Origin of the sequence: Streptomyces sp. LX-29, from assembly GCF_029541745.1 — a bacterium.
Lineage (GTDB): Bacteria > Actinomycetota > Actinomycetes > Streptomycetales > Streptomycetaceae > Streptomyces.
The window spans coordinates 3,149,435-3,161,863 of record NZ_CP089746.1; the positions used below are offsets into that span (position 1 = coordinate 3,149,435).

A 12,429-nucleotide genomic window follows, 5' to 3' on the forward strand; every position below is an offset into this window, starting at 1 on the left:
GGGGTTCGTGGGGGAACTCTCGGCCCCCTCTCCACGGCCCGGGGCCTGCCTTTTCCGACCACCTCGCCAGGGATCGGCTGCTCGGCGACCGGGATGTCAGGGCGTCCCTTGCCGTCGTCCGCCGAACTCCGCGGAGCCGTCACCGCTTGGAGAAGGGTGCCTATCAACACGGTGGAGACGGCCACCGCGATGCGGGGTCGCACCGCTTCAACGCCCCAGATTTTCGGTCTGCCTTTCATCCCTGTTCAATCCTCACTGCAAGCACCGGCCTGTTCGGAGGGTCTCAGCCCTCGACGAACGTCTTGGATGAGCACGCCGCCGGTGACGGCGGCGTGCTCTGAAGGTCCTCCTGGCACGCGATATCGCGCTATTCGATATCCGGGACCTGCGTCTTGAGATCCAGCGTGTGTGAACTCAGATAGCGAACCTGACTGCCCGACAGGGCGCCCTGAAAAGCCCAGACGTCATCGATGGCGCCGGGCCAGTGTTCGCTCGAAGACCACGGCAGGACACTCGCACGGCCGATCTGCAACGACCTGCCGGACTTCGCGGTCAGCACGTCGTCCGCCCATGAATTCTGCCCGGCGCAATCGGGCTCGCTTGACCCGTCGCCCCCGACCACGTCGGAACAGGCGATCTTCTGCAGCTCCCCGTTCACATACAGGCGCGCCTCTTTTTCGAAGCCGTCGTACGCAAGGGCGATATGATTCCATTCCCGCACGTCGAAGAACTGGTCATTCTCCACATGCGTCACGGATATCGGGAACTCATCCCTGTCCTGCAGAGAGACGCGCCAACGGCCCGCACCGTCCGGTTTCTTTCCATCGGGCACATATCTCAAGACGATGCTGTTCAGATAGGAAGCCGGCGCACTGATGACCGCGGCGTCCTGCTGCGGCGTAGCTGCCGCCCGCACCCATGCCGTCATGGTGAAGCTTCCGCCGGTGTCCACCGGAACGCTGTCCACGGCGGCGTAGTCATCGACTCCGTCCAGTTCCAGGCCGTGATCGCCAGAGTTGCCGGCACCGATCTTGGCGCCCTCGTGCAGCTTCGCCGGGTGGCCTTTGGGCACGGAGTTGGGCGAGGTTGCCGCGGGAGCACCATGCGAGCTCTCGAAGTTCCACCGCGCCTTGACCACCGGACGCTGCCGGAACAACTGCTGGACCTCTCCACCCGAGAGAGGACGGTCGAAGAGCCGCACGTCATCGATCTGCCCGGGGAAGAAGTTTCCGGGCTTCTGGCCGTAAGAGCCGGCGCCGATGAACATCGGCCCCGTCGCGTACCAGGCACCGGCGAGTTTCGCCGAGCCGGCCGCCCTACCGTTGACGTACAGGGTCAGGCTGTCAGCGACCGTGTCATGCACTCCGACCAGGTGTGTCCATGTGTCGGCGTACGCGGTGCACCCGGAAGTGGGAATCGGATTCCCCTTGGAGTCCTTTTCGCATTCGGGCTGCATGGCTCGGACAGACCCTGCGTCGGCGGCATCCGACGTGTGCTGGTTGAGCACCCATCGGTCGTAGGCCGACGAGTAGTACAGCTCAAAGCCCGCCTTCTCGTTCCCGCTTTGACTGATGGCAACGGCGGTACGTCCCGGCTTCTCCTCTGGAAGCCTCGCCCACAGCGACACGGCGAAGCTGCGCGACGAGTTGACGAGCGGCGCACCGATGCGCGCGTAGTCGTCGGTACCGTCCAGCGAGACGGCCTGGCCGACCACGCCCGGCTCTCCCGTCTTCACTCCACCGTGCAATCGCGCCGGGAGCACTCCGGCGGAACCGCTGGTCTTCCTCTCGCTCTCGTCCTCATCGAACTCGAAGATGGCCTTGGCCGGTCGTCCTGGATCGCCGATGCGCTCCTTGGCATACAGCCGCTCGACCTCTTCCAAGGCCATCTGCTTGTCGAAGATCTGTAGCTCGTCGATGGTGCCGGGGAAGAAGGAGACCGGCTTACCGCTGTCGGAGCCTGCGCCGATCTGCAGTCCGCGACGCGCGTTCCACGCGTCGGGACAGGGGGAGTCGGCGACCTGCTTGCCATCGACGAAGAGCTTCAGCCGCTGTGCCCCCGAGTCGTACGAGCCCACCAGGTGTGTCCACTGGCCCGCCTTCACACCGCCCGGTTGAGCAGCCATCGCGCGCACGGTGCCGGCATCTGGGCTGTCCGATGCCGCCTGGGCGAAGACCCAGCGGTTGTAGGACGAGGAGTAGTAGAGCTCGAAGCCGGGGCGGTGGTTACCGAGCTGCGCGGCGACGGACATCGCGTGGTTCGGAACCTCCGACAGCTTCACCCACGCTGAGACGGTGAATCCGCGGTCGGTATCGACGACGGGCCGGTCGGTCCCGGCGTAGCCCGTGGTGCCGTCCAGCTTCAAAGCGGACTTGATCACGCCGGGGGCGCCCAGCACTGCGCCACCCTGCAGGTCGGCGATGCGAGGCGGGGCCGTACCCACGGCCTCGGCAGCGCCCGCGCCCTCGTCCATCTGCCACATCGCCCGCTCGGGCTGCCCGCTCTTGACTCGGAACTGGTAAGTCCGGATCTCGGAGGCGTTCCCGGCATCGTCGAATGCCTGGGCCGTGACGTAGTTCAGACCGGGCTTCGACGGCAGTACCTTCACCACCTTGGGGGCACCGCCGGATGTCTTGATCTCGTTCTGCGCCGAGGGGCTTCCGTTGACGCCGTAGCGGTAGCGTTCGACGTCCGTGGAAGAAGAGTCGATCGTGAATTCGCCATACTTGCCGATCCCGTCGATCCACGGATCGTTCGGATCCTCCGGATCGGAAGCGGGGTACTCACGGGACGACAGGCCCGGCGCCTTCGGTACGTTCTTGTCGTAGACGAAATAGCAGCTGGTCGCCGACCCGGCGGAGGACCAGGGAGAGTAGCTCTCGCCGTCCCAGGAGCGGACGTACCAGGAGATGGTCTTGCCCGAAGGAATGGTGGAGGGGAGCGAGATGGAGAAGTCCGAGCCTGATTTCTTGGCCGACGTGCGCCCCGGTTTCCACCGAGCGATGGTTCCCCGACCGTCTCCGGAGTCCCATGCCGCCTCGAACTGGACCGCGACCCTGTCCCCATCCGGGTCCGTCACGTTGTTCGCGTGCATCTTGTCGAGAGTCCGGACGCGTGGTGCGTCGCCGGGCTTCGCGCATCCGCCCGCATAGTCCATGAAGAGCTGACTCTTCTTGATCTGGCCGGGCGGGCGGTTGTACGTGACCCGCAGATGGGCCTTGTCGGCGAACCGTTTCCACGCATAGCGGTCCGACTCGTTCGACGCTCGTAGCCCGAAGGTCATGGTCGGCTGCTTCTTGTTCGCGGCCTCCTGCACCGCGCCCCGCACATCGAACTCAGCGTCGCCGTCGGCGCAGCCCTCGAAGCCGTAGGCGAAGGACCGCGTTGCGAGCTTGTCGAGCCAGAATCCCGAGTCATCCTGCGAGTTCCAGGTCGTGGACGCGCTGATGTCCTTGGTGCGCCATAGCTGCACCTGGCGGTCCGCACACGACGCCGACCAGGTGTTCCGCACCACGAACTCGGCCGAGACGATGCGCGTGCCGACATAGGTCGAGGTAGGGATGCGATAGAAGAGCCGCTTGGTGTCGTACGGGTTGCAGTAAGACCACTCGCAGAAACCCAGGCCCTCGTCGGACTTGCCGTTGAACTTCCACTGAGGCGAGTTGGCCCAGTACTTCGACACCATCGTCCACGCGGTGGAACGCGCCGTGTGCCACTGCGGGTCGATGTAGACCGGGTAGACCGTGTCCCGCCCCTTGAGGACCTCACGGTCGGGCGTGAGCACCAGCTCCTCGCCGTCGGCGGGCAGCTCCACGCCGATGGACGCCAGCTTGCCCGACTCCCCCGCACCCGGTTCCCGCGTCGCGTTTCCGGGTTCGGCCGCCTCCCGGGCCTTCCGCGTCTCAGCCTTGGGCGCCACCACCTTGAGCGCCACCGCCTTGAGCCCCGACGCCTTGAGCGCCGCGGCATCGAGCGCCGCCTTCGGTGCCGCGGCACTCGAGTCCCACATCAACGGCGCCGACGCCTCGAACACCGCCGTCTTCGCGCCCTCGTCGATGGCTTCGAGGCCACCCTGCACGGTCTCCTGGACCTGCACCCCACCGGCACCCAGCTTCAGCCGCAGCCTCTCCAACTCCGGGTTGGCCGCCGCCTTGGCCGACTTCACCACCAGGAGCTGCGAGAAGCCGTCGACCTCCGCGGACAGCCGCAGATCCACGCCCGGCAGCACCTCCGCGTACGTCGCGGTCTCGCCCTCCAGCGTCGGCGTGGGCAACTTGCTCGGCCAGGACAGGGACAACTCGCGCCCCGCCCGCTTCATCCGCACCATCGGGGCGTCGCCCCCGGCGGAGAACGCCACATCCGCCGTCGCGACCTTCGGCGTGACCATGCCGTCGGCGGTCCTGGCCAGGTCCGTGTCGACCGGCTTCCACTCGCCACCGACCCGTGCCCGCACCGGTCGCAGGTGTTCGATCGCCTCTAACCGGCCGTCGGGGGTGGCGTAGACCTCACGGGCCTCGCCTCTCAGCGACTCGACCTCGATCTTCTTGCCGGAACGCTTGGCCCGGGCCAGCGCCTCGTCCTCCGGGGCCGTCTCCGACGTCCCCGTGTCGTCGACCCCCGGCCCCGACACCGCCGAGGGCACGGCCCTCACCGCCGTCTCCGCCGCGGCCTCACTCAACCCACCGGGCAGCAAGCCCAACGACAGGCTCACCCCCAGCCCACCGACGGCCATACGAAGCCGGCCGCGTCTGCGCGCATGACGAAACATCCCCCGGGCCCTCCCCAAGCCCATATGGCCACATTGTGAAGATCAAGTGGCCAGGTCGAGGACAGAACGTAGAGCAGTGGTGACGCTCTGGTCTATGCCAGTAAACGAAAAATAAAGGACAGATCAGCCTTTATCCCGCTCAAGTTCTCATGTGACATACGTCGCTGTTTAGTGCCCAAGGAAACCGATTCGGACAGTTTTCGCTCATGAGGGCCACGGCGGCTCAGAGTCGGATGCGTCCCCTATGACCGTGATCACACTTCGCGACCGCCACGCAACCACCCCACGCCCACAACGACTCCCACATACGGGCGCACTCCGCCATAATCGCGGCGCCCCTAGGCGACCACGGCCGTGCGCAAACCCCGCGCAGGCCCCGTGACCTGGGGAAACGACAAGTGAAGATCAGCTTCCTGATTTACAACGCGTATGGGATCGGCGGGACGATCCGATCGACCGTCAACCTCTCCCGCGCGCTGTCCGAACGTCACACGGTCGAGATCGCCAGCGTGTACCAGCCCGCGGACGCGCCCCAGTTGGACATCGCCGCGAGCGTGCGGCTCGTGCCGCTCATCGACTGGCGGCCCGAGTCGGCCGGTTACGACGGGGAGGACCCGGCCGCGAAGGACCCGAGCGCGATGTGGCAGGACACCGGGGTCGCCTTCGGTCCCATGCCGCCGTCGCGGCTCACCGACGAGCGCGTCGCGGCGTATCTGCGGTCCACCGACGCCGACGTGGTCATCGCGACGCGGCCCATCCTCAACGGCTACCTCGCCCGGTACGGCGACGAGCGGGTGGTGCGGATCGGGCAGGAGCATCTGACGTTCAACTCGCATGTGGAGCGGATGCGCGAGGACCAGAACGCCGCGCTCGCCGAGCTCGACGCCTTCGTCACCGTGTCGGAGGCGGACGCCGGGATCTACCGGAACGCGCTGCCGCGGGTGTCGACGCGGATCCTGTGCATACCCAACGGCGTGCCGTCGCCCGCCGTCGAGCCGTCCGACAACGCCTCGAAGGTGATCGTGGCCGCCGGGCGGCTGGTGGAGGTCAAGCGGTACGACCGGCTGATCGACGCCTTCGCCAAGGTGGCGGCGGAGCGCCCGGACTGGAGCCTGCGGATCTACGGGCGGGGCAAGCAGAAGAACGCCCTGCGCAAGCGCATCGACCGGCTGGGGCTGTACAACCGGGTGCGGCTGATGGGGGCCGTCTCCCCCATCGAGACCGAGTGGGCCAAGGGCGCGATCGCCGCCGTCTCCTCGGACGCCGAGTCCTTCGGCATGACGATCGTCGAGGCCATGCACTGCGGGGTGCCGGTGGTCGCCACCGACTGCCCGTACGGGCCGGGCGAGATCATCACCAACGGGGAGGACGGCGTGCTCGTCCCCCTGGACGGCGGCGTCGACGCCTACGCCGCCGCGCTGCTCCGGCTGATCGACGACCGGGACACGCTCCTTCGTATGGCGGCCAAGGCCCGCACGACGGCGGCGACCTACGACCCCGCCGTCATCGCCGGCCGCTACGAGCGCCTCATCGAGGAACTCCGCGCGGGCCGCCAGCAGGCCCAGGAGCAGCCGCGGCCGGCCGGGTTGCTGCGCCGGATGCGGTCCAGCCTGCGGCGGGCCCTGCCCGACACCACCCCCGCCCCGCAGGTCGAGGAGGCCCCGGAGGCCGCCCCGGCCGCCCCGGCCGCCCCCGCAGTCACCCGCGCGCACGCCCGCGCCACCGCCCAGGGCGGGGTCACCGTGCGGCTGCGCACCGCCGAACTGCCCGACGGACCGCTGGACTTCGTCGCCCGGCTGCGCCGCGACCCGGAGAAGCGCGAGATACGGCTGCCGCTGTTGACGACGGACGAGACGGGCGCCTGGACCACCGTCACGCTGCAGCGCGCCGAGCACGTGCTGCCCGAGGGGCGCTGGGACTGCTACGTCGCGGCGCGCGGCACCGACAAGCGGCGCCGGCTCACCGCCGAGTTGGTGGAGCAGGCGCGGCTGGTGACGCTGCCGCTGGCCATCGGCTCCCGCGGCGTCTCCTCCCTCGTCCCCTACACCACCAGCGACGGCTACCTCGCCCTGCGGGCCTGGCTGCGGCCGGCCCACGCCGAGGTGGAGGAGGTGGTGGTCGGTCAGGGCGCCTTCACCGCCACCGTGGCGCTGCACCGCGCCACCACCGCGCCGGCGGCCGAGCTGACCTCGGAGGCGGTGGTCGTCGCCAGCTCCCGGCAGGACCGCGCGTACGACATCGTCATGCCGGCCCGTCCACTGGACGCCACCCGCTTCGAGTTCACCCTGCCCTACCCCAACGCCCTCGCCCGACGCAGCGTCGAGCAGGACCTGTGGGACCTGCGGCTGCTCACCGCGCCCGACGCCAGGCCGATCCCCATCGGCCGCATCGCCGGGGACGTGCCGGACCGGAAGTCGACCGACGTCCACCCGGCCACCGTCATGGACCACCCCGAGCGGGGGGCGACCCGGTTCCGGCCGTACTTCAACGCCGGCAACAACCTCACGCTCAGCGCCCGCGACCACGAAACCGAGGACTAGGGGCAACTCTTCTCCGCCGCAACGGAGTTCCGCGGAATCCCGACTACCGGGGCCTGATGACAGAACTCCGTCAAAGGTTGCCTCCCTTCCGCCCATGTGGCTCATCCCCCATCACTTCCCCCAAAAGCAACCTTTCCTCCGCTCACCAGCTCTTATTCACCAGCCGGTCCGCATCCTGCCCCCGCGGGCCGGCTCCTATCACCAGAGGGAATCCGCGGAGCGTACGGCGGAGGGGAGGGCGTCGCGGCCGCGGGGGCGCCGCGCGCACACCACCATGAGGATTGCGTTTCTGCTGCAGAACGCCTACGGCATCGGCGGCACCATCCGGGCGACCTTCAACGCGGCGAACGCCCTCGCCGCCCGTCATGACGTCGAGATCGTGACCGTGTGGCGAACCCAGGACGAACCCCGGCTGCCGCTCAGCCGGAAGGTCCGGCTGACCCCTCTGATCGACAAGCGCGAGGGGGTCGCGGGCAGTGACTTCGGGCATGAGCTGATCGGCAAGCCGACCTCCCTGGTGCCGCCGGTGGAGGCCAACGGGGCCAGCTTCGACCAGCTCACCGACGAGCGCGTCGCCCGGTATCTGAAGACCACCGACGCGGAGGTCGTGGTCGCCACCCGGCCCGGACTGGTGATGTACCTGGCCGAGTTCGGCATCCCCGGCCGCTATCTGCGGATCGGTCAGGAGCACCGCATCTACGGCACCCACGAGCCGAGGATCCGGGCCGCGCAGGACGCCGCCATCCCCAAGCTGGACGCGCACACCACCGTCTCGGAGGCGGACGCGGTCACCCACCGGGAGCGGTTCCCGCACGCCACGACGCGCATCATGTGCATCCCCAACGCCTCCCCGGCCGCCCCTGTCGAACCCTCCGACGGCAACGCCAAGCTGGTCGTCGCCGCCGGCCGGCTGATCCCGGTGAAGCGGTACGACCTGCTGGTGGACGCCTTCCACCAGGTGGTCGCCGAGCGGCCGGACTGGAAGCTGCGGATCTACGGACGCGGACCGGAGCGCGCCAAGCTGCGCGCCCAGATCGACCGCCTCGGCCTCAGCGACCACGTCTTCCTGATGGGCCCCTACTCCCCCATCGAGGCCGAGTGGGCCAAGGGCTCGATCGCCGCCGTCACCTCCCGCGAGGAGTCCTTCGGCATGACGATCGTGGAGTCCATGCAGTGCGGCACCCCGGTGGTCGCCACCGACTGCCCGCACGGGCCCGGCGAGATCATCGACCACGGCAAGGACGGCCTGCTGGTCCCGGTCGGCGACGTCGACGCCATCGCCAAGGGGCTGCTGACCCTCATCGCGGACGACCGGCTGCGCCACGCCATGGGCGCCGCCGCCCAGGTGAACGTGCAGCGGTACGCCCCCCAGAGCATCGCCAAGCTCTACGAGCAGTTGGTCGCCGAGCTGCGCGGGGAGGAGGAGGTCGCCGCCACGCCCACCGTCCAGCGGGTCCGGCCCGCCGCCCCCCGCACCCCGCTCACCCGCCGGCTGCGCCGCACCGCCGGCCGGATCGTGCGGCCGCTGCGCCGCCGGATGCACGGCACCCCGGCACCCCAGAAGCACGGGGCCCAGCCGTCCGCCACCGCCACCGCGCTCGCCGCAGTGGCCCGGCCGCTGCGGGCCAAGCCGCTGCGCCCCAAGGCGATCTGCCGGGTGGACGCCGCCGGCGACCTCGTGGTGCTGCTCAACCGCTCCGGCATGTCCGGAGAGAACCTGCTGCTCACCGCCACCCTGCGCGGCGACGACCCGCGGCAGATCGCCATCCCCATCCAGCACCCGGAGAACGACAAGAGCCCCTGGACCGCCCGAATATCCCGCCGCGAGCACCGGCTGGTCGAGGGGCGCTGGGACTTCCACGTGGTCCGGCGCGACGACAACGCCCGCCGTCGGGTCGCCTCCGAGATGGTGGAGCAGCGCGGCCTGGTGGAGCTGGCACCGCTGCCCGACGCCCCGTTCGCCTGGTGGATCCCCTACACCACCGTCAAGAACTGCCTGTCGATCCGCACCTGGCTGCGCCCCGCGCACGCCGAGGCCCGGAGCCTCAGCCTCGACGGCGGCTCCGTCACCGTCGAGGGCACCCTGCACGGCGCCCGGTTCACCGAGGCCGATCTGCCGGTCGTCGCCGCCGTGCCGCGGGTGGCCGCGAACCCCGCCTTCGACACCGACCTCACCGTGGTGGACGAGACCACCTTCCGGTTCACCCTCCCCTACACCGGCACGCTGGCCGCCGTGCGTGAGGAGAACGCGGTCTGGGACCTCTCGCTGCGGCTGGCCCCGGGCACCCAGCCGATCCGCGTCGGCCGGCTCACCGGCGACATCGTCGAGCGCAACAAGACCGACGTCTATCCGTCCGCTGACGTGCCGTCGGCGGAGGGGGCGTCAGCGGAGCAGCGGCTGGTCCGGGTGCGTCCGTACTTCACCGTCACCAACGACCTGGCCGTCAGCTCCGGACCGGTGCCGGAGCAGAGCGCGTAGCCCGCCGGCGCACGGCGCCCGCACCGCCACCGGGCGGGTGCCGTCGGTCGGTGATACGGCGTCAGCAGCAGCCCGCCGCGCCGGATCCGGCGACGACCGGCAGGGACCGCTTGTTCCGCGCCGCCTTGTTACGCTCCGCCAGCTGGTCGTCGGCCGGGTAGCCGACCTCCTCCAGGGTCAGCCCGTGCGGCCGTACGACATGCACCGCCGAGTCGCGCACCCGCGCGGCCAGCACCGTGGCCGGCCAGCGGGGCGGGCGGTGGCCGTCGCCCACGAAGAGCAGGGCGCCCACCAGGGAGCGGACCATGTTGTGGCAGAAGGCGTCGGCTCGAACCGTCGCGGTGATGACGCCGTCCGCGTCCCGCTCCCAGCTCAGCTCCTGGAGGGTGCGGATGGTCGTCGCGCCCTCGCGCCGCCGGCAGTACGCGGCGAAGTCGTGCTCGCCCAGCAGCCCGCGCGCCGCCTCGTTCATCGCGTCCACGTCCAGCGGCCAGTCGTGCCACAGCACATGGCCGCGCAGCAGCGGGTCCACCCCACCGGGGTGGTCCACCACCCGGTAGGCGTAGCGGCGCCAGATCGCGGAGAAGCGGGCGTTGAAGCCGGGCGGCGCCTCGGCGACCCGCCACACCCGCACATCGTGCGCGAGCCGGCCGGCCAGTCGGCGCAGCAGCTTGTCGCGGTGCTCGGCCCACAGCTCCACGGGCAGATCGACGTGGGCCACCTGACCGCGGGCGTGCACCCCGGCGTCGGTGCGGCCGGCCACGGTCAGCTCGTACGTCTCGGCGGACCGCGTCACCGTGCGGATCGCGTCCTCCAGCTCGCCCTGGACCGTGCGGGTGCCCTGCCCGCGCTGCTTGGCCCAGCCGGAGAACTCCTTGCCGTCGTAACTCAGGTCCAGCCGGACCCGTACGAAGCCGGGCGCCGCTTCGTCGCTCACGTCACTCTTCCTCTCACAGCGCTCTGCTGAACGGAACGGGCCCGCCCCCAGAAATGGGGGCGGGCCCGCACACCGGCCTCAGGGGGCTCAGGCGTCCTTGTTCTCCTCGGCCGGGGCCTCGGCGGCCTCGTCCTTGGTCAGGTCCGCCTTGGCCTCGGCCTCGTCGGCCTCCTTGACCGCGCGCTTGGTCGCGGCCTCGGCCTCGGCAACGGTCGCCTTCTTGGCGATCTCGCCCTCGACGAGCTCGATCACGGCCATCGGGGCGTTGTCGCCACGACGGTTGCCGATCTTGGTGATACGGGTGTAACCACCCGGACGCTCCGCGAAGCGCGGCGCGATCTCGGTGAACAGCGTGTGCACGATGCTCTTGTCCGTGATCGTCTGCAGCACCAGGCGACGGTTGTGGATGTCGCCCTTCTTCGCCTTGGTGATCAGCTTCTCCGCGACCGGACGCAGGCGGCGGGCCTTGGCCTCGGTCGTGGTGATGCGGCCGTGCTCGAACAGCGCCTTCGCGAGGTTCGCGAGAAGCAGACGCTCGTGCGCGGCGCTGCCGCCCAGACGGGCTCCCTTGGCGGGACGCGGCATGGTGTTTCTCCTCTATCTCTGCACCGGCCGTACCAGGTACCGGTGTCAGTCACCGACGAGCGAATGCCCGCCGGACGTCAGGTGAGCCGGATGGCTCAGTACTGCTCGGTCTCGACGAAACCGGCGTCCGCGTCGTCGTCGGCGCCGAAGGCGTCGGCGGCGGCGGTCGGGTCGAACCCGGGCGGGCTGTCCTTGAGGGCCAGGCCCATGCCGGCCAGCTTGGCCTTGACCTCGTCGATCGACTTCGCACCGAAGTTGCGGATGTCGAGCAGGTCCGCCTCGGAGCGGGCCACGAGCTCACCCACGGAGTGGATGCCCTCGCGCTTGAGGCAGTTGTAGGAGCGGACGGTGAGCTCCAGCTCCTCGATCGGCAGCGCCAGGTCGGCGGCGAGCGCGGCGTCCGTCGGGGACGGACCCATGTCGATGCCCTCGGCGTCGACGTTCAGCTCGCGGGCCAGACCGAACAGCTCGACCAGGGTCTTACCGGCGGACGCCATGGCGTCGCGCGGGCGCATGGCCTGCTTGGTCTCGACGTCGACGATCAGCTTGTCGAAGTCGGTGCGCTGCTCGACACGGGTCGCCTCGACCTTGTAGGTGACCTTGAGCACCGGCGAGTAGATGGAGTCGACCGGGATGCGGCCGATCTCCTGGCCCACCTGCTTGTTCTGGACGGCGGAGACGTAGCCGCGACCGCGCTCGACGGTCAGCTCCATCTCCAGCTTGCCCTTGCCGTTCAGGGTGGCGAGGACCAGGTCCGGGTTGTGCACCTCGACACCGGCCGGCGGAGCGATGTCCGCGGCGGTGACCAGGCCGGGGCCCTGCTTGCGCAGGTACATCACGACCGGCTCGTCGTGCTCGGAGGAGACGACCAGCTGCTTGATGTTGAGGATGAGGTCGGTGACGTCGTCCTTGACGCCCGGCACGGTGGTGAACTCGTGCAGGACACCGTCGATGCGGATGGACGTGACCGCCGCACCCGGGATCGAGGAGAGGAGCGTACGACGCAGGGAGTTGCCGAGGGTGTAGCCGAAGCCCGGCTCCAGCGGCTCGATCACGAACCGCGAGCGGTACTCGTCGACGACCTCTTCGGTCAGGGAGGGACGCTGAGCGATCAGCATGT

6 protein-coding genes are annotated in these 12,429 nt (G+C 69.5%); 2 read left to right on the top strand and 4 right to left on the bottom strand.

The annotated features are described in order from the left end of the window. Positions 1-367: 367 nt before the first annotated feature. Positions 368-4,711, bottom strand: a complete 4,344-nt coding sequence (locus LRS74_RS13400) for a LamG-like jellyroll fold domain-containing protein (RefSeq protein WP_347178131.1) — start codon at positions 4,709-4,711, stop codon at positions 368-370. A gap of 455 nt (positions 4,712-5,166) precedes the next feature. Here LRS74_RS13400 and LRS74_RS13405 point away from each other — a divergent pair, with 455 nt between their 5' ends. Both LRS74_RS13405 and LRS74_RS13410 read left to right on the top strand, forming a co-directional pair. Further along, entirely contained in the window at positions 5,167-7,308 is a 2,142-nt protein-coding gene (locus LRS74_RS13405) for a glycosyltransferase (protein WP_277741234.1), read from the top strand. Between the two features lie 274 nt (positions 7,309-7,582). Continuing rightward, on the top strand, positions 7,583-9,787 hold the full coding sequence (locus tag LRS74_RS13410; RefSeq protein ID WP_277741235.1) for a glycosyltransferase family 4 protein: 2,205 nt from the start codon (positions 7,583-7,585) through the stop codon (positions 9,785-9,787). A 61-nt stretch (positions 9,788-9,848) separates the two neighbouring features. Here LRS74_RS13410 and truA read toward each other — a convergent pair whose 3' ends face one another. From truA to LRS74_RS13425, 3 genes are all read right to left on the bottom strand, one after another. Beyond that, on the bottom strand, positions 9,849-10,724 hold the full coding sequence (gene truA, locus LRS74_RS13415) for a tRNA pseudouridine(38-40) synthase TruA (protein ID WP_277741236.1): 876 nt from the start codon (positions 10,722-10,724) through the stop codon (positions 9,849-9,851). Positions 10,725-10,811: 87 nt separating this feature from the next. Beyond that, positions 10,812-11,309, bottom strand: a complete 498-nt coding sequence (rplQ, locus tag LRS74_RS13420) for a 50S ribosomal protein L17 (RefSeq protein WP_144380963.1) — start codon at positions 11,307-11,309, stop codon at positions 10,812-10,814. A gap of 95 nt (positions 11,310-11,404) precedes the next feature. Continuing rightward, positions 11,405-12,427 carry a DNA-directed RNA polymerase subunit alpha gene (locus LRS74_RS13425; protein WP_277741237.1) on the bottom strand — a complete coding sequence of 341 codons (1,023 nt, stop codon included), beginning with the start codon at positions 12,425-12,427 and terminating at the stop codon, positions 11,405-11,407. Between the last annotated feature and the right edge of the window lie 2 nt (positions 12,428-12,429).

Excerpts from the sequence above, each read along its gene's own strand:
- rplQ (WP_144380963.1), bottom strand. The coding sequence starts at position 11,309 with ATGCCGCGTCCCGCCAAGGGAGCCCGTCTGGGCGGCAGCGCCGCGCAC.
- LRS74_RS13410 (WP_277741235.1), top strand. The coding sequence starts at position 7,583 with ATGAGGATTGCGTTTCTGCTGCAGAACGCCTACGGCATCGGCGGCACC.
- LRS74_RS13425 (WP_277741237.1), bottom strand. The coding sequence starts at position 12,427 with ATGCTGATCGCTCAGCGTCCCTCCCTGACCGAAGAGGTCGTCGACGAG.